Below are 24182 nucleotides of genomic sequence, written 5' to 3'. Positions count from 1 at the left end.
ATTGGAGAATATTCTGCTCTAATCTCACGGTTCATAATCATAAAAAGTAGCAACAATAATGAATAAAGTGATTTTCTCTGTTGGATTTTTACTACTGCTATGCTGCAACAGTGCGTGGGCTGACTTTAACTACCCAGGAACAGGCACCATAAGCTACCCAACAGGGGCTGAGAAACCATTTAAGTTTGGCTTTAATTGGCAACAAGCTGATGAACAATTTACCATTGGTAGCAAAACATACTCAATGGCGTTACCAGAATCGTATTCCATCGCGATAACGCTTGCCAAAGATGACCAACAAGTGTGGGTGCAAGAGTTTAATAATGGCTTTTTTGAGGGCTTTATTTGGCAAATTGGTGAACACACCATCAAACTAGAAAAGCGCCAATTTAAAGAACCCGTGAAAGGAAATTATGTTATTAGCCTTGATAATAAAGACTACTTTTTTGCCCGCAATAACATCAGCATTATCATTAAGTTTAACCCTGACGGTAATGGTATTGATAATATTGCCATTGATGGGGTCACTAAAGACATGGGCACCAAACAGTAGCCCATGTATTGGTTTTTAATCGGTAAATTAAACCTTTACCGTTTTGCGATTAATGCCATAGTCGCGTAGTTTATTCGCCACTGCAGTATGGCTTAAGCCTAACCGCTTAGCTAACTGCCGAGAGCTTGGGTACGCAGGATAGAGCTTTCGTAATAACGTCGCTTCAAAGCGCTTTACCGCTTGATCTAACGACCCTTCAAAATCAGATTCTAAATAACCTAAATCATGAGTAAAGGTAGGTAATTGTAAATGCTCAACGCGCAGCTCATTATCATCTAATAATGATACAGCACGATAAATTGCATTTTCTAACTGACGAACATTACCAGGCCACGGATATTCTTGCAGAAAAGACAAACACTCAGCTGATAGTTCCGGAATAGCATGACCATTTTGCTGCGCATATTTTTGAATGAAGTGCTCAGCTAACGGACCAACGTCCGCTTTACGGTCGCGCAGCGGTGCAATTTCAAGGGTGAGTACATTAATACGGTAGTATAAATCTTCTCTAAAAACGCCCTCTTGTACCATTGCCGGCAAGTCTTTTTGTGTTGCAGCAATGATCCGCACATTCACTTTTACTTCGTTTTCATCGCCAACTTTACGAAATGTACCGTCTTGCAAAAAGCGTAGTAACTTAGTTTGTAGCTGGGTAGACATCTCGCCTACTTCATCTAAAAATACCGTGCCACCATCTGCTTGCTCAAGCACACCGCGTTTTGGCGCGGCATTTTCTTCGTAACCGGCGTAACCAAATAACTCAGATTCAGCGACATCATCAGGTAATGACGCACACGATAACGCAATGAACGGTTTTACCGAACGGTTAGACGCATAATGACACGCACGCGCTAATAACTCTTTACCAGTGCCGGTTTCACCAGTTATTAAAATGGGCGCTTCAAGTTGTGCCATTTTTCGCGCTTCACGTACCACACGACGCATCGCAGTACTGAAGTTATGAATGGTTGCAAAGCTTTCTTGTCCGTAACGGCGAAACGCACTGACTTGCTGACCTAAACGGCTTTGTGATTTGATATTGATCACCGCACCAGCGAGTACATCACCTTCATTTCCTTGTGGCACTGCAATTGGCAATATGTCAGCAATAAAATCTTCACCCGCAACTTCTACTCGGGTTGTTTGCCCTAATACTTCTTTACTCTCTAACCAACGCGTAAAATTAAAGCCTTTGAGTAGATTATTAATGTTTGCGCCAATTACTTCTTTTTCGCTCAACTGCAAGTCTTTACACGCAGCATCATTACATAATCTCACCCAGCCTTTGGCATCAATTGAGATCACCCCATCTGGTAGCGCACGCAATAATGTATTGAGCTCATTATGCTCACGTTCAGAAGGTAAAAAAGCGGTGGTACGTACATCCTGCACACCGTCTATTAACCGAATTGAAGGCATGATTTTTTGAAATTGCTCAAATTCAATCGGTGGAAAACTCACATACATACGACAGTTTACAGAATCTACTTCAATACCTTTTAAATCAACTTGATAGTTCACCAAGATATTGAGTATTTCTTGTGCAATACCAATACGATCTGCACAATGGATATCTAAACGCATTACACCCTCAAAAGAGAAAACCTATATGCCAAGAATAATACGCTAACTACCCATCGCTGGGTAGTCTATTGTAAAGATTTTTGGACAATAGCGTCTAATTACTAGGGTATCGGGTCCATTCTCCGCCATCAAGTTGAATATAAGGTTCACCTTTAATGTACATCATAACGGTGTCCTGGTTTTCAGCGACTTTGGTGATGCTGCGAGTATTACCAAGTAATCTATCAACTGCTGTTGTTCCAGAGAAAACATCACTTTTCACTGCGTTATTTATTAGCTCAGATAATGAAAAATAACTCACAGTGTCCGTTACTTCTATAAGTTCACGGTTTTTCACATTAGGCCCAATAAACTTAACAGCGGTTGGTACTGATACAATTGACGGGCTTGGAATTTCTCTTAGGCCTGCAAATTGTAACTTGTCGCCCGCTAATGCCGCGCCATGTTCAGGCACAACCACTAACAATACATTGCGTCCTTGGTTTTCAAGCTCATCAATAAAGCGATTAATATCATTGAATAATTGTTGCTGTCGGGTTGGGTAGCTTTGTAAGCTATTCATTCGACCACGTCCTGCTAACTGATTACCATCGTGTAAACTGATTGAATTGTAATACAAGGCCCTAGGCTGAGAGTTATTTGGTTGTTTATTAAGCCAATCCAGCAATACTTCTGAATCAGAATAAATTGGCTTGCCGTCAAACCCATATTGCATCGGTGATAACCCAGAAAAATCAAACTTAGGAGCTGACACACCACCGTGTTGGTTAAGCAAGCCAATAAAATCATCAAAATGGCCATCATGATTCATTGCTACACTGTTGCTATAACCTAACTTAGTTAAGTTATTAAACAGGTGACATTGTTCATCGACTGGTTTAAATAATGAGTCTTGATCTGTTTGCCCGCAACTTGCTCTGAGCAAACGAATTGCAGCAGGACCACTGTAGGAGGTGGCCGAATTAAAATCACTAAACAAAATGTCAAAGTTTTTAAACAGCTCATTTGCTTTAACACCAATTGCGTTTAGATCTGCATTAGCTAATGAACATATATTCAACACAACCACATCAAACTGTTCACCTTGAAACGTATCAGCGAATTGTGTTTTTAATCTTGCTTGCTGTTGATAAAACATTTTTAATTGTTGGTCTGGGGTACCAGCAAGTTCAGACTGAGTGATATTAACTGGCACCACTTGCGATGTTACTTTATTACTTGCCACTGTAGGTAAACTAGCATCTACAGCTGCTACCGGTGTCGTTGAAAACCAGTAAACATACGCAAAGCCAAGGACTGTGATACTGGTATAACGTAACCATTTTACGCTGTACCAATAAATTAAACTTAATACAAACACGCCTAGCAACAAATCAATACTCACCATGCGTGCTACAATCTCTAAAAAATAATCAAAACTAAACTCTTGTAAGTTTGTAGCTTGCTTTAATAACCTAGAAATAGGGGGTAACCAAGAATCATGATATAAAAGCGCTATTGCTAAAACGACAGAAAGTCCATTTTTAATGCGCATAACTATGCGAGAGTCGCTTGATAACAAAAGAAACGCAAAAAAAGCAGCATTAGATAACCAATCAAATGAAATATCACCTCGCAGATACAAAGCAAATTTTGCTAAAAAGTATAAATTCCAAACACCTAATCCTGAAAGCTTCACTTGCCGTCCTTTTTCTGTTTTTTGGGAGTATATGGGATTAATAAAACATGGCGAAATGTTAGTTTTCGATACACTTTTATAAGTTTACTTAGCACCGCCTTACCTATATTACCAAGGATAATCCCCAGCAATAAAGCAATTACAAAGGTTATAAAAAACTGATTTAAGCTCATGTTGACTCCCCTTTGAGAATAACTTTAATGGGCATAGAAACTGGTCTCACGACTTTTCTAAATTCAGCCGTTTCAGCACTCAAAGTAGCAACATCCGGTGTTTGTCCATCAAAAATATAACTTATATTTTCCTGTAACTGCTCTGTGTAATCAGGCACTTGTGTTGCTTGATACTCCCGAGCTAAACGGCGACACTCTTGCTGAATGTAAAAATGATCAGCAATCACATTTTTCGAAATGAAAAAGTCAGCAATATCTAACTTAAATAAATGTTTAATAGCACTGTCCACATCATGTTCTCTACAGGCATGTAGATAGAGATATACCTGGCCGTCAACATAGCTAAAAATATCGCCCTCTCGCTTTACATGAAGTAAATGTAACGGGTGAATTGCATCAATACGTGGTAATAATTCCAATACCACTAACACACCACTAACGCCTAAATTAGCAGCTGAATCACTGTGCTTAGTGACCTGCTTAGCAAAATCGCTGAGTGGCAAATAACCTTTGTGAAGTACGCTATCGCTGTATTTTAACACATCGTCGATTGAGCTTGGCAACGGCCTAGAAAATTGGAAACCTTGAATCGACTGGATCTGCGACAATAAACGTGAAGGCTCAGAAAAACTATATAAGATAAGGTTAACGCCTAAGGTTAAAAATAAACACTCATCTTGATGTCGAATAACGCCATCAACGTTCTGAATTACTAGTTTTAACTTTCTGCCGCACTGTTTACGCAAGGAAAAACATTCTCTAGCCAGTAAAGACAAGTCGGTATAGCGCGTTACAGCAAAAACCAGCGTGGCAGCCTTCATTTTAAATGCATGTTCATACAGAGCATCATTATCTTCAATAACTTTGTAATACGCAGGTAGTTTTGTCCCCGCTGGTACAGCACTTTTCACAAGCCAAACGTCATCTTCATCAAAGTCTTGGTTAGTTGCACTGCTCCCGTAAGCTTGTGAGGTATCTTTTTCAGCAGTTAACACTATGAGTTGGTTATTTTTACGTTGATAATTAATGGTCTCTGCCGCAATAACGCCTTCACTATGATGCCAGAAATCATATTCTAAGCTGTAAACTGATGCTTCTTGAGTCATATTTACCACACCATCAATCACATCATTAAACATTAAGAGCTGGCGACGCAAGTCACTATTATTTGCTCCTGAAATTAAAAACACCACGGTCGCATTTTCTGCAATTGAAAAATTTTTGTAAAGTGTGAGCTGACCTTTAAGCTCTTCGGTTTTATAGTCAACAAACATATCAGAGCTCAAATGAACCATCACACAACTATTTTTTATTACTGTGTATTCTTTGAGTTCATTGAGGATCCCTTTAGAAAACCATCGCTTTTTTGCAAAGCTGATATCGTTACTTAAATTAAATGGATGCAGCTTACCTTCGTCATACAGGGTGTGTAAGTGGTCTGAATGGTCACTTTCAAAAAAAATATCGACTTGCTTTGACAGCAAAAATATATGTTCACTAGTATTAGAAAGCATGCTTTGAGTTAATTCTATTAACTGATTGTCTAAAGGCGCAATCAGTGCATAATTCGCACTACACTTTAGTTCAGAAAATGTTGTATTTAATCCTGAAATATTTAATTTAAGCAACTTAACCCCTCAAAAGGATACTTTAGTACTAGTTTTAAGCTGTATTCTATATATAATACAGCTTATGTACACAAACAAATCACAAATTTAAACGACTTTTATCATTTAGGGTGCTTTAAATGAGCCACTTTGCAGTAAAAAAATCAAATATTCTAACGGATTATGATATTGATAACCTATATCGGAAGTTTGGCAGCGCCAACCAAAATTACATTGAAATAGTCAATGTGGCGAAAAATAAATCGACAATTGAAAAATACCCATTGCTTAAAGATATATCTATATCTATTACAGAAACAGAGCAAGATCATAAAATTAACAAAAGCACAGACTAAATAATGAAAAAAATCTTCATAAAAGGAATTAAAGGAGGAACCGGCGCAACGTCAGTGGTGGCAAATTTAGCGTGCACATTGAAAAAGTCAAAAGAACAAGTCTATGTAATAGATTTAGATCCAAAATCTGATGTTGGTCTACACTTAGGGCTAGCATGGGCACATGAGCAGGGGTGGAGCAACTACCCAACTTTTAACGAGGCGAGCAGTCAATTCCATCAAGACAGTGATGGTGTCGTGTTTTTACCGTTTGGCTCAAATAGCCAAGCGCAGTTTTCGTCAGCTCATATCATTGAAGGCTGTAATCAAATCGACAATAGCGATAATGCATGGGTATTATTTGATTGCCCAGCCCACATTGACGTAACTCAGTACTCATTAAATAAAAATGATGTATTTTTGGAAGTCGTTAATTGTGACCCCATATGCCATAGTTTAATCTACAAAAGATTACAAACTCTCTCTAAAGCACAGGGACAGTGGCAGCATTATTTTTTAGCTAACCGTTATAACAGTGCATCTGAGCTAGAATTCGATTTACTACAACTTTGGCAATCAGACATTCCCCTTTTAGCTTCTTTATACATAAATAAAGATGAAGTTATTAAAGAAGCAACAGCCTTTAGAAATGTTGCGATTAACTGTGCGCCGTATAGTGTAGCAAATGACGATTTTGAGACTTTAGCCGGGTGGTTAGTTAGTAGAGTTAATCAAGATGAAAGCTAATTCACGTATGTCTTTTACTGAAAAAGCGTTTCGGCTTTTACTTAGCTTGTTTTTTAGCAAGCTACTCGTACGGTTTATTTTTTTAAAATTCCATCGTTATTTCAACCAGCACAAAATGAGTGTGATAGCCGCATTTTGTTTGCCTTTTTTATTATTATTTTTATCGCTGTTCGTTAAATTAGATAACAATAAAAAACGCAAAATAAAATCAAGACTTAGCTATTTCTATCCGCATGTTACTTTACCTGTATGTACAATCAGTAATTGCGTTCGGATTATTTTACAAACAGTATACTTAGCTTTTTTTAAAACAAATAAAGCCAGCCTTGCTTACTTCAATACTGAAAAAACGAAAACGTGGCAAGATATTAAACGCTCAGTTCGTATTCTCCGTCTTGTTGATATAAAACTCGTTAAAGCCTTTAAACATGCTTGGTTTATTAGCAAGAAAAGGTCACAACAAGCTAATTACAAACGCATCAGCGAAGCCAATATTTGGCAAAACCAAATATTAAAAGTTGCGTTTATTATGTTGTTATTTTTTGCAGTTGTGGTGTTTGTAACGGTGCCTTTTAGCGTCGAAGCACAAGCTGTATTTATTAGCTTAATTCTAATAGTTGCTTACACTTTGCGTCGTGTTGAAGGTCAGATTGCCACGATCACTATGATTACCTTATCGGTGACAACCTCGACTCGTTATTTATGGTGGCGTTATACCGAAACACTAAACTGGGCTGACCCTTTAGCGTTAGCGTTAGGTATTGGCCTGTTACTCGCTGAAACTTACGCATGGCTGGTGCTTATATTAAGTTTTTTTCAAACTATCAACCCACTCAATCGTAAACCTGTACAATTGCCTGAAGAATCAACATCGTGGCCTACAGTTGATATTTATATTCCTACTTACAACGAACCTTTAAGCGTGGTAAAACCGACAACTATTGCTGCGCAAAGTATCGATTGGCCCGCTGACAAACTCAATATATATATTTTAGATGATGGCAAACGGCCAGAATTTGCCGAGTTTGCAAAACAAATCGGGGTTGGCTATATAGCACGTCCTGATAATAACCATGCTAAAGCAGGAAATATGAATCATGCCATGCGATATACTGATGGTGAGTATATTGCGATTTTTGACTGTGACCATATCCCTGCCCGCTCATTTTTACAAATGACCATGGGGCAATTTATCAAAGATGAAAAAGTATGTTTGGTGCAAACGCCTCACCATTTTTTTTCAGCCGATCCCTTTGAGCGAAACTTAAATAACCAAGGCAAAATACCAAATGAAAACATGCTGTTCTATGGCCTGATCCAAGACGGTAATGATATGTGGGATGCGACTTTCTTTTGTGGTTCTTGTGCTGTTTTAAAACGCGCAGCGCTTGACGAAATTGGTGGTTTTGCAGTAGAGACCGTTACCGAAGATGCTCATACAGCACTGCGTATGCAACGAGCTGGCTATAAGACAACTTATATAAATATTCCTCAAGCAGCAGGCCTTGCCACTGACAGTCTTTCTGCTCACGTAGGCCAACGGATCCGCTGGGCTAGGGGCATGGCACAAATATTCCGTCTTGATAACCCATTACTTGGTAAAGGATTAAATCTGGCACAGCGCATGTGTTACCTCAATGCTATGCTACACTTTTTATCAGGCATACCCCGCATCGTATTTTTAACTGCTCCACTAGCACTTATCTATTTTAATGCGGCGATTATTTATGCCCCTTTTCTCGCTATTTTCTTGTATATAGTGCCCACTTTACTACAAGTAAAAATTACCAACTCACGTATTCAGGGCAAGTATCGTTATTCGTTTTGGGGCGAAGTCTATGAGTCAGTGCTTGCTTGGTATATTTTAAAACCGACGACTGTTGCCCTCATAAATCCTAATAAGGGCAAATTTAATGTAACCGAGAAAGGTGGACTAAACAATATTGAACGGTATGACTGGATCATTTCTAAACCATATATCGTTTTATTGCTCATTAATGTTGTTGGCATGGGTTACGGTATTTTACGACTATTTTTTGGTGATACATCACAAATAGGTGTACTGCTGATCAGCATGCTCTGGGCAAGCTACAATATTATTATATTAGGTGCTGCGGTTGCGGTTGCCGCAGAAGCTAAACAAGTGAGAAGTTCACACCGTGTTAACGTAAATTTTCCCGCGGCAATTAGACTCGCCAATGGCCATACCATTAAAGTGAAAATAACCGATTACTCTGACAGCGGTGTGGGGATAGAAACACAACATATTGCAACCTGCCGAGTTAACGATAAGGTTGAGCTATTAATGAGTCGCGGTTTAAAACAATTTTCCTTTGCTACTTATATTTGTAATACACGTGATAAACAAATAGGTCTTACTTTAAGAGATCTTGATATTGAAAAACAAAAAGCGTTTATCCAATGTACATTTTCGCGAGCGGATGCATGGCTTGATTGGCAAGAAAACTTTAAGCATGATAAGCCTTCTTACAGCTTTTCCAATGTCTTACGAGTTAGTCTAAGAGGCTTTAAAAATTTAATTTTTCATGCTCCAACTAAATTAAAACCCTTGATCGAACTGTTATCGCGGTCAATTACGTTTATTACGACACTTTTACCCACAAAACCTAAAAAAGTATTTGAAACATTATGATAAGATCATTATTCACCGTGTTATTCGCTATAAGCACGCTCAGCATTAATTGCTTGGCTACAGCGGCAGAGCCACTTTCAGATAAGTCTATCTTTGATAATGGCTACCCAGAAGCACCTCCTCAAGAGCAGTTAACTTTGCGCTTTGAACGTTTAGGCATTAACAAGTTTCGGCTCGATGGTGTCAGCAATAATACGCGTGTTGATTTTACCAATCGCCTTGATAAACTCGGCACAAAGTTAATGCTCAATTTTTCCTTCACAAACTCGCCTGCGTTAATTGAACGTGTTTCTCATATTAAAGTGTTTTTTAACGAACATTTGGTAACCGTATTGCCTATAGACAATAAGCTTGCTGTTACTGGTTCAAAGTCACAGCACAATATTGAACTCAACGCTAAGCTGATGAAAGACTTTAACCAAGTTCGTTTTGAACTGATTGGTTTTTATGATTTAGTCTGTCAGGATGATTTTAGTAAAACTATTTGGGCTGAAATAGATAAAGAGAGCGCGATAGAAATTGAACAGCAAAGCTTGGCTTTAGAAAGCCTATTAGAGTATTTCCCTGCTCCTTTTTACGATGAGCGGGATAATAACCAGTTAACTTTGCCATTCATTTTTGCTTCTCAACCAGATGAAACCACGCTTGAAGCAGCGTCCTCACTTGCTAGTTTCTTTGGTGGGCAAGCAAAATGGCGTAAAGCAGATTTCCCAGTAGCAATAAACAAAATACCGACCACTCATAGTGTGGTGTTTGCTACCAATAATGACAAACCAGACTTTTTGTTAAATTACCCAGATGTAGAAAAGCCGACTATAGAAATAATCAGTAGCCCAACACATCGCTATGCCAAAGTACTGCTTGTTTTAGGTAAAGATACAAAGCAGCTAAAAGATGCTGTGATTGGTTTATTATTTGGTCATAAAGTAATGACTGGTCGCACTGCAGTGATTGATGAAATTAGTAAGTTACCACTTCGTAAAGCCTATGATGCGCCTTTTTGGCTTCGCTCAGACCGTGCTGTAACATTTGATGAATTCATCGAGTACCCAACTCAATTACAGTCACAAGGGTTTCGAGGTCAACCTGTGAATCTTGATTTACGTTTTGCACCGGATTTATTTACGTGGCGTGAAAATGGTATCCCTATCACCCTTAATTACCGTAATACACCGGCAGAAAAAAACTTAATTTCTCGCTTGAACATGCTGATCAACGGTAAATTCATTGATGGCTTTGTACTTGATGATGACGGTGGAAAAACCATCACAACCAATACTTTCTTACCTTTACTGTCTGATATTAATCCAAATCAGACGCGTCAGGACTTTGAGTTAACTGGTTTAGATTTGACCATGAAAAACCAACTTACTTATGATTTTAACTTTGCGGTGGCTAAATCTGGTGCATGTAACGCCATACCTGCGGGCGGTGAGTTTGGCGCTATCGATGGCAGTTCTTCAATTGATGTGAGTGCGTTTAATCATTATATGGCATTACCGAATCTACATGCTTTTGCAAACAGTGGCTTTCCATTTACTAAATTTGCCGATTTACATCAGACAGTGTTAATTATGGAACCAAACAGTTCAGTAGAGGGCATTCGTCTATTGCTTAACTTTACAGGCCATTTAGGGGCAATAACAGGTTACCCATCACATCGACTGGCTATTAAATTCCCAGCACAAGATATTAACTTTGACGACAAAGATATTATTATTATCGGTAAACCTGACTCTCTTCATCATGACATGAGCAAAGACAGTGCGCTCAGTGTTTTGATAAATGATAACAATAGAGTGGTTAACCAGGCTATTTATAATGGTGCGTTTAATACAAGCGATCCTGAAAGAGTTCAAGTTAATATCCGAAGTATGGGCAAACTTGGCATCATCTCTGGCTTTCAATCTCCGTTTGATTCTGAGCGCTCAGTTGTGTCTTTAATCGCAACGAACAATGCAGCCTACCCATTGTTGAATGAAGCTTTGCTGATAAATGAACAAACAGCAAAAATCACCGGCAGCTCGGCAATTATCAATAGCCAAGGTATAAAAACGATAAAAACTGACGAACAATATTTTGTTGGTCATGTTCCTATTCATACTTTAATTTGGTTCCACTTTTCAGACCGTCCAGTTTTGCTCGCCGTGCTGTCGATTATTACTCTGTTGCTGATATCATTTTTGTTATGGCGATTATTAATGTTACTGACGCAAAAACGATTATCTGAAGGAGAAAATAAATAATGAAAAACATTGTGTTATTCGTCAGCATGCTACTTATTTGGCCATTAAACGCTGTAGCCCAAAGCTGCGCTGATTGGTCTCAGTGGGATACCTTTAAAAAGCATTTTATTTCCGATCAAGGTCGGGTCATTGATCTTGGTAGTAAACAAAGTATTACGACCTCTGAAGGTCAATCCTATGCGCTATTTTTTGCTCTACTTGCAAACGATCAAGCAAGCTTTGAGCAAATTTTACAGTGGACGCAAACCCATCTCGCTGAAGGCGACTTAAGCACTCGCCTGCCAGCTTGGCAATGGGGGATTGATGGTAATGGAAAAGGTAAAATTCTCGACTCAAACCCTGCATCCGACTCAGACTTATGGATAGCTTATACACTTTCGCAAGCAGCAATTCTTTGGCAAGAACGGCGTTACGCTGTGCTAAGTAGTGTTATGGCAGAGCGTATTATACGTGAAGAAACCGCTTATTTACCTAACTTAGGGTTAACATTACTTCCTGCACCCAATGGTTTTGAGCCGAGTGAACAAACCTGGAAATTAAATCCAAGTTATGCCCCACTGTTTATTTTGCAGCAGTTTGCACAGCGTTATCCACACTCTGCATGGCAAGCACTTCATGACAGTTCAGCCAAGTTAATACTTGAAACCAGCAAAAATGGCTTCAGCCCTGATTGGGTTATGTATAACCCCGAAAAAGGTTTTTACCACACAGATAAAGCCCCCGCTATTGGTAGCTATAATGCAATTCGCGTCTACCTGTGGGCAAGTATGATGGCTGATGAAGCAGCATACAAAAAAGAGCTAATAGCACAGTTCGATCCTATGCTGCAGTACCTAGTAAACAATAATAGAGCGCCACTTGAAAGCCGAGTCGATACAGGTAAAGCGTCAGGTTCTGGCCCTGCTGGCTTTATCGCTGCATTACTACCATTGCTTGCTGATAAAGGCCAAACCCAAACGTTAGCAGCTCTACAACAAAAATTGATGATAGACACTCGCTTTATTACAAATCGCTATTACGACAGCGTGTTATATTTGTTTGGAACGAGTACCACAAATAAACGTTTTACTATTGATAAGCAAGGTGCGCTACTTCCAAATTGGAGCAATGAATGCCGATAAAGTGGCCGCTTGCTGTACTGTTATTTAGCTCATTTGTATCGCTGTCTAAACAGCAAGACTTAGATACAGAATCAGTTCATTGGCTCATAAGCCAAGTTCAGCTTGGTGAGATCGAACAAGATCTACAGTTAATGACTGATAGCTTAGATAAGCTATTAAGTATTGCACCTAACAATATTGAGGTGCAATGCGCCCAAGCGCATGTGTATTTTGCACTCGCTCAAAACAGTAAAGCAACTAATCTACTTAGTAAATTAAAGGGTGAACACCATCCTTGTATTAAGCAAATAAGCTTATTAGCTCGGGTTAACGACCAAGACAGGGCATCAGTTCAAGAAGCCAAATTGTTAGCGCGAGCTGGACAGTACAGTGCTGCAATCGCACTTTATGATAATTTATTCAAATCGACCTACCCTAGTATCGAGTATGAGTTTGAGTATATAAACTGGTTAGCGCAAAGTGACGATAACTGGCAGCAAGCATTACGAGGCTATCGCTCATTACTTAAACGTTACCCTGAATCTAGTCGTATTGAACTTACCTACGCAAAACACTTACTAGAGCAAAATCCACAAAACAATGATGCATTGCGTATATTAAATCACTATGCACATAGTAAATTTCTTGCTGTTGAGGCTGAATCTGCATGGTTGTCCGCGCTTGAAGAAATGCCTATTAGTAAACAAACAGACAATGCTTACCAAAGCTATTTTTTAGCTTATCCAAAAAGTAATAAGGGCAAGCTGCAATATAATGACTTTGCAAAACAATTAGAAGAAGAGCTCATTAAACAAGCCGATCCTGCATATCAAGCGTGGCAAAAAGGGGTTATTGCGCTTGAAAATGAAAAATACAATCAAGCCAATCGATACTTTACAACAGCTCTGGCTGGTCGACCTAAAGATCCTGAAGTACTCAGTAGCTTAGGGCTATTAAAGCTACGCCAAGGAGATAATGCCGCAGCCTACCGTTATTTCAAAAAAGCCGAGCAGCTAAGTGACAATGTTAATCGGATTGCGGTCCTTAAAGGTTTAGCAACCACTGCCAAGTTTTGGCAATACATAAACTTGGCAGAATTAGCGATAGATGACAACAATCTAAGTCGCGCTAAATTGCAACTTGATTTAGCACACACGCTCGATGAAGACCCACTGACCGTGTTATTTTACCGCGCTCAACTGGCAGAAAAAGCAGGTCAAGCTCAGCAAGCTATGGTTTATTATCAGCAAATTTTGGCTCAAGAGCCGCTACAAGCCCGTACCTTAGGGGCAATGTTAACCCTAACAAGTAGCGATGATAACTTTTCCCGAAGTCATCAATTTTATAACCAGTTAACAGCAAAACAACAGGCTTTAATAACTGAACAGTATACTCGAATTCAAAGTCGCCAATTACGCGCGCGTGCCGATGAGCTCACCGCTGCAGGAAAATTAGATCAGGCCGTTAATTTGCTTCTCTTAGCGATAAAACAAACGCCTAGAGAAAGTTGGCTTTATTATGATCTGGCTAACTTATATCAACAACAAGGCTTACTAAACCACGCTAAAGCTTTATATAATAAGACCTTATGGCAATTTCCCCTCGATGCTGAGTTGCGATACAGCCACGCACTGTTTTTACGATCTTTGAACGACTACCAAGGCGCTCTTGATACCCTTAGCTACGTGCCTAATAATGCCCGTACCGCAGACGTTGCTCAACTCGCCCAGCAACTTTCAATCAATGCCAAGATGAGCAAACTTGCTAATAACGGCGAAGATAATAAAAGTACGATTATTTATAATCTAACAGAGCTCGAAGCCCAACCTTTAACGCCTTTAATGCAGGCAGAACTGGCAGCACAATGGCAGCAAATTAATGAATACAATTACGCACTAAGGCAATTACGCACAGCCTTAGAACGGGATAACAGCTTAAGTCCTTATTGGCATATGACATACGGTCAATGGCTTTTAAACAGTGATAAGGAACAACAAACACAGCAATGGTTTGCACACTATCAACTACCAAAAGTGACCACTGAAGAACAACAAATACGTTGGCTATCTCTGCAAACTGATTACATCAATAAGTTTAACCAGGGTGAGCAGCGCCTTGAAAAATTAGCGTTACTTGCTCAACAAAACCCTAACAACCCAGTAGTATATAATGCGCTTATCACTGCTAATATTGAGTTAAATAGACCCCAAGCTGCTATTGTTCTATACCAGCTGCAAGTTCAACAAGGCCAAAAATTAGCACCCGAGACCGAACTTGCCGTAGCAAGGGTTAGCCGCGAGCTAAATCACCATGCTCTGGCAGATCGCATTGTTACTACATTAATAAATGACGTAGATAAAGATCAAACATATCAGCAACAGTTATTAATGACCGCCCTTGTTGATTTTAAAGATGAAGATAATCTTATTCGCTTAACCAATGAGTTACTCGTTAAATCAGGCTATAGCCAAGAAATGTATTATCAAGCTGCGCAAGTTGCAGAAACTCATAATAAAAATGCTTACGCAGAAACCTGGTATAAAGAGGCAATTGAACCAAATAGCAGTATAAAAGCACAAAACGATGCCACTCTTAACTACGAATTATATGCCTTAAATGACGAGGCACCTTGGTATGTAAATAATGCGAAAAGAGAGCTTGCTCGAATTCAACAGCGCGAGCAAGCCTATATAACGGCCGGCATTAACTTTAGCAGTCAAACCAGCACTCAAAACGATGCCAGCCTAGGTGCAGGCTCTATGCCTATTGAGGTCGGCTTGCCACTTTGGCATGGCACCGGGATTATTAAACTTGATCCGATGACCATTGCCAGTCAAGTAACCCGCTTTGATGAGAGCTTTTCGGGCAGTCGCTATGGCCATGGGGCATTGTGTATTTTCGATTGCCCGTTAAATAGTATTGAACCACAACAAGAAGGCATTGATATTGGCTTTGCATGGTTAAACGATACATGGCGTTTTGACATAGGCACTACACCACTGGGTTTTTTGGTGGAAGATATTGTCTGGGGTGTTGACTACAATGGCGACATAGGGAATTTTGGTTATGGAATTACACTTAATAAACGCCCCGTAACCAGCTCAGTATTATCGTATGCGGGCCTTGAAGATGTATTCACAAATGAAGTTTGGGGGGGCGTTAGAGCAACCACATTACGATTTAATCTATCACATGATCTAGGCCTTGATTGGGGTTTTTGGGGCTCAGCTGATTTGCAGTTATTACAAGGCAAGAATGTCAAAGACAATCAACGTTACAGTCTTATGGGCGGCGCTTATCACCGTTACATCCGTGAAAAGAATACCGAATTAACATTCGGTGCAAGTCTATTGCACTGGTCTTATCAATATAATTTAAGTGAAGAAACCTTTGGCCATGGCGGCTATTATAGTCCACAAAACTACCTCGGCGTTTCAATGCCGGTTACTTATGACCGCCGCGTTAATAACGATTTTATTTACCGTGTACGAGCCGGTATCTCATGGTCAACCACCACAAATGACGACAGTGATTTTTTTCCTAATGATCCGCAGCTACAAGCGCAGGCACAACAAAGAACTTCAATCACCGGTGTTGATCCAGTTTTTGCAGGCAGTACAACGTCTGGCATATCATATAACTTAGCCGGTAGCTTTGAATATCGCTATACACCGCATTGGTTTTTTGGTGGCTTCTTCAACTTAGATCGCGCTGATTTTTATGAACCTAACTATGCCCAGCTTTATTTCCGCTATTACTTTAAACCTGTTTATAGCGAAATGATTTTCCCTGGTAGCCCCGTAGTCCCTTACGCTGACTATTAGGTTTTAAAACCATGGCACAGCTAACTATCGCAAGCACTTCCCCTGCACAGCCCGTGTATGTATACTTAGCCGCAATTGTAGCTAGGATAAGGGTGTGACTCTTACCCACTAAGCAAAAACTTAGTGAGCAAACCATTACCTTAGCTGCATTAAAAATAATATTCATGGCCACCCGTTCTATTTGTGTTGTTATCACATGAACGACCAAAGCAAAAAATATAAGGCCACAATAATTAACGTTGAGTTAGGAAGTAAATATGAGTTCAAATTCTGACAGTGGCTGGTTTGGTCACCCTAAAGGACTTTCAACCCTGTTTTTCACAGAAATGTGGGAACGAATGAGTTACTACGGTATGCGAGCAATGCTCGTATTATTTATGACAGCGAGTTTACAACAAGAAGGCTTAGGATTTACCGTTGCTTCTGCTGCTGCAATTTATGGTTTATACACAGGTTCAGTATACTTTTTAGGCTTGCCTGGTGGCTGGCTAGCAGATAGATTATTTGGTGGTCAAAAAGCAGTATGGTACGGCGGTATCATTATCATGTGTGGCCATATTATTTTAGCCGTTCCACATGATTATTCATTTTTTATCGGTTTAATCTTTGTTGCAACAGGTACAGGTTTACTTAAACCTAATATCAGTGCAATGGTTGGTCAGCTTTACACTGACGAAGATGAACGCCGTGATGGTGGTTATGCTATTTACTACATGGGTATTAACTTAGGTTCTTTAATTGGTTACTACGTTTGTGGTTACTTTATGGAAAACGTAGGTTGGCACTGGGCATTTGGTGCAGCTGCTGTAGGTATGGGTATCGGTTTAATACAATACAAACGTACACTTAATAACTTACCAGAGCATAGTGCATTACCAGCTAACCCATTAAGCCCTAAAGGTGTATCACGGGCATGGATTGGTATTGCAACATTTGTAATTGTTGCGACCAGTGTAACCGTTGCTGCGATGACGGGTGCTATTGTAATTAACCCTACCGTTGTAGCAGGGTATACTGCTGTTGTATTTACTATTATCTTTTTCATTTACTTTGGTCTTGTTTACTTCAATGGCAAACTAACCGATGCTGAAAAGCAAAGAATGTGGGCACTATTTTTAGTATGTATTGCCTCTGCCTGTTTTTGGTCTGGCTTTGAACAAGCAGGTTCTTCATTAAACCTATTTGCTCGCGATTACACAGATCGCCTTGTTGGCACATTTGAAATCCCAACAACTTGGTTCCAATCTTTAAATTCGCTGTTCATTATTGCCCTATCGCCGTTTTTTGCCGCGCTTTGGATTAATCTATCAAAGAAAATGGTATCGCCCACTTACAGCGTAAAATGTGCCTTGGGTCTAGTTATTATGGCTTCAGGATTTTTAGTTATGTTTATGGCGGCACATTACGCAGCTGAAGGCTTAAAAGTAGCGCCTTATTGGCTTGTTACTACGTACTTCTTACATACCGTGGGCGAGCTTTGTTTAAGCCCTGTTGCATTAAGTGCCGTAAGTAAGTTATCGCCTCGTCGCTATACAGGTCAAATGATGGGGGTATTCGTACTCACTTACTCAATTGGTAACGTAATTTCTGGATTACTTGCTGGTAACTTTGATCCTAACAATGTTGAAGAAATTCCTAACCTTTACCTACAAATTGCATTATTTAGTATCGGTGTAGGTATCATTTTAGTATTAATGAGTTTTAAAGCTAAAGTATGGGAAAAACAAGGTTTGACTGAGAGTAGCGCCCAGTAATAGCCGTTTTTAAACTGAGCTTGATAAAAGCATCAGCTCAGTTTTATTCCAATCAGGCAAGATAGCAATATCTTGCCTTTTTATTTGTGTAAAATTGACTCGAGTTAACAAAACTCCCTCTCTGCTTTATATAATACATTATCCTAATGACTCGAAGTAAAGACGTTAATCGTGTAAACAACTAATTAGCAGCTGCCTATTATTTGTATGTTTTTCTATATTGACCACCTGTAACCCCATCCTAAATACTGATATGATAATCACATTATATAAGTGACAGTATGGCTATTATGACTTTCTATTACGGTATCAGGTTTTCAATGCTCGTTGCAGTGTTTACTTTGTTAAACGCTTGCGGCGATAGCACTGAGAAAGATACGAACTTCGTTGTAGACGAATCAAAATTAATTATTAGCGCCAATGATGGCTTATCAAAAAGCTTTGATGGTGCGCTTGTTTTACTCACGGCCCCAGCCAGTGCTGTAGCAACCGATACTAGTTTTATTTTTAGCAAAAAAAAGCTTGATGATGAGAATAAGGTTCTTAATATTGTTTCTGCGTTATATACCTTTAGCCCTCAAGATTTAACATTCGATACGCCTTTAAGCCTCACAATATCATTAGCTAATTCAGCAGACCCTGAGCAACAGTTGTCTATCGTGAAGCTAATCGATGGACAGTGGCAACCATTAGTAAGCTCAAGCTCTTCTGCAAATACTGTTAGCGCACAAATAAACAGCTTTGGTACATTTGCAATACGCGCTCGTACATTACCCCAAGTCAGCAAAACTATTGGCTCTGAATGTAAAGCAAACCAATCCGAACAATCTATGCGTTTTATTCATGTCGCTGATTTACATGCGCGGTTTGGTTTTAAAGAACAATACTTCAGCAAAATTAAAGGCTACTACAACCATGCACTAGCCGAGCAACCCTATACTTTATTTACCAATGGTGGTGATGACTATGAAAAAGGCACCGTTGCAGAACAAATCTCTAAAGGCATGGCAACGGTTGAGGCAATAAAAGCTATGGCGTTTGATGTCCGTGTTGTTGGTAATCATGACTATGCATGGGGGCCAGCACAATTACTTGACTACGCCAATGATGATAACGCCATCGTGTTAGCCAGTAACACGCGTTATACAGGCGATAATACGCAAAGTTTTAACGCAGTTGATTTCTCTATTGTACAAGTCGGTTGCCTCAAGGTCGGTTTTTTCGGGATGACATCTGTACCGTGGAATGAACTTGATCAACCCGTAGAGACCGCACCAATCCCCGACTTTATCGCTAACTTTAAAATGAATTGGCAATGGCAAGATATTGCCAAAAATATTGTCGAGCAATATAGCCAAGATGTCGACTACATGGTGATGTTGAGTCATTTAGGTGAAGGTGCAGATACGCAAATTGCACAAAACATTGCTGGTATTGATCTAGTGCTTGGCGGCCACACCCATGGCGGGGAGAGTTTTCAGCAACTCGATAATGGCAGTTTAGTGATCCAACCAAACTTTTTTGCTCAAGGCCTAACTGATTTAGAATTAACCTTTGATCTAACTACAAAAACTGTTGCTGATATCAATTATTCTACGTTAGCAACGACGCAGATCAACACCTTTGATGAAGCACTGCAAACACAAATTGACTTTTTGATGGGTAAATATGCCCCCGATGCCAATACTGAAATCGCTATTTCAGAGAATTACCCGACTACCGCACAGATAATGAATATTACTGCGCTTGCAGCAAAACAGCTACACCAAGTTGATGCAGCCTTATTTGATACAAACCTAGTACAACAACGATGGACACCGGGTACGCTCACCCAAGAAGATTTTCACAATGCATTTAAAGTTGAAAGACAGCCTTCGAACACTCCCGGCTTCAGTGCAATTTATCAAGTCACAGTCAGCGGCCTTGATTTAAAAACCATGGCAGCGAATCAACCTGATTGGCTACTATTGGCCCCTGAAAGTATAAATGACAGTCAAAACTATACCTTGGCACTACAAAAAGGGCCTGCTTTTAATAGTGAATTATTTTTTAATGGGGTTGCGTTTGCTGAGCCACAATTAATTGCAGAAACATGGCAATTACTCGATCAATATGCCCGCCAGCGTACCAGCCAATGTTTGCATATAGACACCGACACTCAGCTCAATGCATGTCAAAATCAAGCGAACATTACTATTTGGAATTTCAACGATCCAAGCGATCCATTCAAAGCTGACTATGGCCCATCAACATTAAGCTATTTTGATCCTGAAAATAGTGGCTGGGGCGCCCAAGACACAATATACAAAACCACCACACAATTACAGATTGCAGATCTAAACGACGGTGCTTCAGGGGTGATGGCCTTTACCGACCACTCTCCAACAGAAGGATTAAAGATCACGCTTAACACGCCGCCTAATGGTGATTTTGAAAATGAAGGACTGGTATCCGATTACACCCTAGTGATGGACATTTACTGGCCTCTGGCAGCAAAAGACATTTACCGCGCGCTGGTGCAAACAGATACTGTAAATTACTTAACAGATGATGCTGATATCTATATTAACCCTGAAGGTGGTTTAGGTAAATCAACCAGTAAAAGTGGTTATTTTGGCCATACCCAATCAGATACTTGGCATCGCATCGCCTTTGTGTTTTATACCGCCCCTGATAATGGCGTGTTTGAAGTTTATATTGACGGTGAGTTAGCAGGGGTAAAAAGAGAAGGTGAAATTAATCGTCGCTGGGCATTAGATCAAGCCGTACTGCTGCTAACTGATAATAACTATGAAACTGAACCCGGCTATTTAAACGCACTGCTATATGCAGGGCGTGCAATGACGCGCGATGAAATAAAAAGTATGGCCGGCGCGCAGCAAACTCTTAACTTTGTGCCAAGCACACGCTCACTAAATCAGGCTGTTGAGCGTCATTACCAAAATGCTCCGGCTATAAAAGCGAACCTATGGTTAGAGCAGCGCAGCAAGTTTTTTAACAAACGCGGCGCTAGCGTAAACAATTAATTACAATGCGTCCATTTAATTGAGGGAGGAAACTCCCTTAATTTGCTTAATTTACATCCGCAATAAAAACAAATTAACCATTAATATCAATCAACTAAGCAACAACCTACACCGTTAAAATTTGATTATCGAAGACTAACAGCTAAAGCTCCTCCTCTACCATCATCATTTTCAAATGATCGTCCCATTTAATTTACAAATAGCCGCTTAGCTAAATAGATGCGGGCTCTTCCCCTTTTACTCGTTATGGTTAATTATCTGCGCATCAGACACAACAAGACGCAGTGTTTATTGCGGGAGAATTATAATGAGTGAAGTAACTAACCCTTTAGGTTTGGTAGGTATCGAGTTTACTGAATACGCTACACCTGATGCAGATTATATGGATAAAGTGTTTACCGATTTTGGTTTTTCAAAGCTAAAAACATTTAAAGGTAAAGACATTGTTTACTACAACCAAAACGATATTCACTTTTTACTAAATAATGAACGTGATGGTTTTTCAGCAGAATTTGCAAAAAGCCATGGTCCTGCAATTTGCTCTATGGGCTGGCGTGTTGAAAATGCACAACTGGCATTTGATACTGCAGTAGCACGTGGTGCAAAACCTGCCACAGATTCAACCCACAAAGACTTACCTTACCCAGCTATTTACGGTATCGGTGACAGCTTAATTTACTTTATCGAGCAATTTGGCGATAAGGGCTCTATTTATGAGCAAGATTTTGAAGACTTAAGTGAGCAAAATATCGTTGCAGATAAAGGCTTTATCCGTATCGACCATTTAACAAATAACGTTTACAAAGGCACTATGGAAACATGGGCTAACTTCTACAAAGACGTATTTGGTTTTACGGAGGTTCGTTACTTTGATATCAAAGGGCAAAAAACAGCCCTGCTTTCTTACGCACTTAAATCACCGTGTGGCACCTTCTCGATTCCGATCAATGAAGGTAAAGGCAACGATAACAACCAAATCGACGAATATCTTGGTGAATACAATGGTCCAGGCGTACAGCATTTAGCATTCTTAACGGATGACTTAGTTAGCTCACTTGATAAGCTAGACAAATCAACTATTGCAACGCTTGATATTATCCCTGAGTACTACGACACCATTTTTGACCGTGTACCTTGGGTAAAAGAAGATAAAGAAAAGATCCGTGAACATCAGATCTTAGTAGATAGCCAAAGTGAAAATTGCTACTTATTACAAATTTTCTCGAAAAACTTATTTGGCCCAATCTTTATCGAGATGATCCAACGCGTTGATGACGGTGGTTTTGGTGAAGGTAACTTCCAAGCACTGTTTGAATCAATCGAACGTGACCAAGAGCGTCGCGGCGTTTTATAAACACTCGCGTATAGATTTAAAAAGCAGCGTATTTCGCTGCTTTTTGTCGTTTCATCAATTTTATAAATTTCACCGTTTAAATCGCGCCATTCATCACCATATCCACTGTAAAGCGCGACTGACTAAACCAAAGGAAATGTAATGAGTTTAATTAACGAAACCCATGATATAAATTTAACTAGCTGGGTTGCCTCAGCGAATGTTGCAAATTGTGACTTCCCGATCCAGAATCTACCATTTGCAGAAGTACGCCGTAAGAATTCTGACGAAGCTTTTCGCGGTGCCGTTGCCATTGGTGATCAAGTTATCGACCTTGCCAAAGTAAACGAACTAGCAATTTTCTCAGGCGATGCCCAAACTGCCGTAGCAGCAGCAAGCCAAGCAACACTGAATGAATATATGGGCCTTGGTCAGCAATACTGGTCAGCGCTACGTTTAGCACTATCTAAAGCATTGCGTGAAGGCGCAACAGAGCAAGCAAAGCTAAGTGAAGCACTAATTGCCCAAGCAGACATTGAGTTTGCATTGCCATGTCGTATTGGCGATTATACTGACTTTTATACATCTATCTATCATGCAACTGCAGTGGGTAGCCTATTTCGCCCAGACAACCCATTACTGCCTAACTACAAATGGGTACCAATTGGTTACCATGGTCGCTCTTCATCAATCGATGTATCAGGACAAACATTCCACCGCCCAAATGGTCAAACTAAAGCGCCAGATGCAGAAGTACCATCACTTGGTCCATGTAAACGCTTAGATTATGAATTAGAGCTTGGTATTTACTTAGGTAAAGGTAACGAGTTAGGCGATGCGATTGCTATTGAAAACGCTGAAAACCATGTATTTGGTTTTTGTGTATTCAATGATTGGTCAGCACGTGATTTACAAGCATGGGAATACCAACCATTAGGTCCATTCCTTGCGAAAAACTTTGCTTCAACGGTTTCGCCGTGGATTGTAACAACTGAGGCGCTTGCACCATTTAGAACATCATGGACTCGTGATGAAAATGACCCTCAGCCATTAGATTATCTAGAATCAAGCCAAAACCGTGAGCTGGGCGCCTTTGATATAAAAATGGACGTGCAAATTGAAACCGCAAAAATGCGTGAGCAAGGTGTAGCTCCTTCATTAGTATCAAAATCAAGTTTTAAACACTCGTACTGGACAGTTGCGCAAATGGTTACTCACCATACTGTAAATGGCTGTAACTTTATGCCTGGTGATATGCTAGGTTCAGGTACACAATCAGGCCCTACTCACGAAGAAGCGGGTTCATTACTCGAACTTTCTCGTGGTGGTAAAGAGAAAATCACTCTTAATAATGGTGAGCAACGTAGCTTTTTAGAAGATGGCGACAACGTTATTATGCGTGGTTGGTGTGAAAAAGCAGGCTTTGCTCGTATCGGTTTCGGCAGCGTTGAAGGAACAGTTCTTCCTGCTAAGTAGCTAAATTGTAAACATTTATTAAATACATTTATTATAAGGAGGCGACCAACGCCTCCTTTTTTAAGATTAATTACAATTTTTTACTGGCTTTTT

14 protein-coding genes are annotated in these 24182 nt (G+C 39.8%); 11 read left to right on the top strand and 3 right to left on the bottom strand.

The window, feature by feature from the left end; genetic code table 11:
• The first annotated feature begins 58 nt into the window (after window positions 1-58).
• A complete protein-coding gene (locus NDQ71_RS17210; protein ID WP_064665824.1) occupies window positions 59-553 on the top strand; it encodes a hypothetical protein in 495 nt (164 codons plus the stop codon).
• 27 nt (window positions 554-580) lie between these two features.
• Here the strand turns inward: NDQ71_RS17210 and tyrR are convergent, their stop codons facing one another.
• The 3 genes from tyrR to bcsE form a co-directional block, all read right to left on the bottom strand.
• Window positions 581-2137: a transcriptional regulator TyrR gene (tyrR, locus tag NDQ71_RS17205; RefSeq protein WP_064665823.1), complete on the bottom strand. Its 1557-nt coding sequence runs from the start codon at window positions 2135-2137 to the stop codon at window positions 581-583.
• A gap of 94 nt (window positions 2138-2231) precedes the next feature.
• A complete protein-coding gene (gene bcsG / locus NDQ71_RS17200) occupies window positions 2232-3815 on the bottom strand; it encodes a cellulose biosynthesis protein BcsG (protein WP_283711021.1) in 1584 nt (527 codons plus the stop codon).
• A gap of 169 nt (window positions 3816-3984) precedes the next feature.
• Window positions 3985-5616: a cellulose biosynthesis protein BcsE gene (gene bcsE, locus NDQ71_RS17195; protein WP_301561930.1), complete on the bottom strand. Its 1632-nt coding sequence runs from the start codon at window positions 5614-5616 to the stop codon at window positions 3985-3987.
• Between the two features lie 119 nt (window positions 5617-5735).
• On the opposite strand from bcsE, the gene bcsR reads away from it, so the two are divergent.
• The 10 genes from bcsR to fahA all read left to right on the top strand — a co-directional run bounded on the left by bcsR (window position 5736) and on the right by fahA (window position 24089).
• Window positions 5736-5951: a BcsR/BcsP family cellulose biosynthesis protein gene (gene bcsR, locus NDQ71_RS17190; protein WP_301561929.1), complete on the top strand. Its 216-nt coding sequence runs from the start codon at window positions 5736-5738 to the stop codon at window positions 5949-5951.
• Window positions 5952-5954: 3 nt separating this feature from the next.
• Window positions 5955-6677, top strand: a complete 723-nt coding sequence (gene bcsQ / locus NDQ71_RS17185; RefSeq protein WP_301561928.1) for a cellulose biosynthesis protein BcsQ — start codon at window positions 5955-5957, stop codon at window positions 6675-6677.
• The gene (bcsA, locus tag NDQ71_RS17180) at window positions 6667-9330 is read left to right on the top strand and encodes a UDP-forming cellulose synthase catalytic subunit (protein WP_301561927.1); all 2664 of its coding nucleotides are present in this window, start codon (window positions 6667-6669) and stop codon (window positions 9328-9330) included. The genes bcsQ and bcsA overlap by 11 nt, the downstream gene beginning before the upstream one ends.
• Window positions 9327-11576, top strand: a complete 2250-nt coding sequence (gene bcsB / locus NDQ71_RS17175; protein WP_192540452.1) for a cellulose biosynthesis cyclic di-GMP-binding regulatory protein BcsB — start codon at window positions 9327-9329, stop codon at window positions 11574-11576. Before bcsA ends, bcsB begins: the two co-directional genes overlap by 4 nt.
• Window positions 11576-12697 carry a cellulose synthase complex periplasmic endoglucanase BcsZ gene (bcsZ, locus tag NDQ71_RS17170; protein ID WP_301561926.1) on the top strand — a complete coding sequence of 374 codons (1122 nt, stop codon included), beginning with the start codon at window positions 11576-11578 and terminating at the stop codon, window positions 12695-12697. Before bcsB ends, bcsZ begins: the two co-directional genes overlap by 1 nt.
• Complete coding sequence (locus NDQ71_RS17165; protein WP_301561925.1) at window positions 12688-16500, top strand: cellulose synthase subunit BcsC-related outer membrane protein; 3813 nt, start codon at window positions 12688-12690, stop codon at window positions 16498-16500. The genes bcsZ and NDQ71_RS17165 overlap by 10 nt, the downstream gene beginning before the upstream one ends.
• 257 nt (window positions 16501-16757) lie before the next feature.
• Complete coding sequence (locus NDQ71_RS17160; protein WP_192540456.1) at window positions 16758-18254, top strand: peptide MFS transporter; 1497 nt, start codon at window positions 16758-16760, stop codon at window positions 18252-18254.
• A gap of 281 nt (window positions 18255-18535) precedes the next feature.
• The gene (locus NDQ71_RS17155; protein WP_192540457.1) at window positions 18536-21280 is read left to right on the top strand and encodes a metallophosphoesterase; all 2745 of its coding nucleotides are present in this window, start codon (window positions 18536-18538) and stop codon (window positions 21278-21280) included.
• A gap of 307 nt (window positions 21281-21587) precedes the next feature.
• Window positions 21588-22634: a 4-hydroxyphenylpyruvate dioxygenase gene (hppD, locus tag NDQ71_RS17150; protein ID WP_064665813.1), complete on the top strand. Its 1047-nt coding sequence runs from the start codon at window positions 21588-21590 to the stop codon at window positions 22632-22634.
• A 141-nt stretch (window positions 22635-22775) separates the two neighbouring features.
• The gene (gene fahA / locus NDQ71_RS17145; protein WP_301561924.1) at window positions 22776-24089 is read left to right on the top strand and encodes a fumarylacetoacetase; all 1314 of its coding nucleotides are present in this window, start codon (window positions 22776-22778) and stop codon (window positions 24087-24089) included.
• The last annotated feature ends 93 nt before the right edge of the window (window positions 24090-24182 follow it).

The organism is Pseudoalteromonas sp. KG3, from assembly GCF_030436385.1.
GTDB lineage: Bacteria > Pseudomonadota > Gammaproteobacteria > Enterobacterales > Alteromonadaceae > Pseudoalteromonas > Pseudoalteromonas prydzensis.
This window is presented reverse-complemented; position numbering and strand designations above follow the sequence as displayed.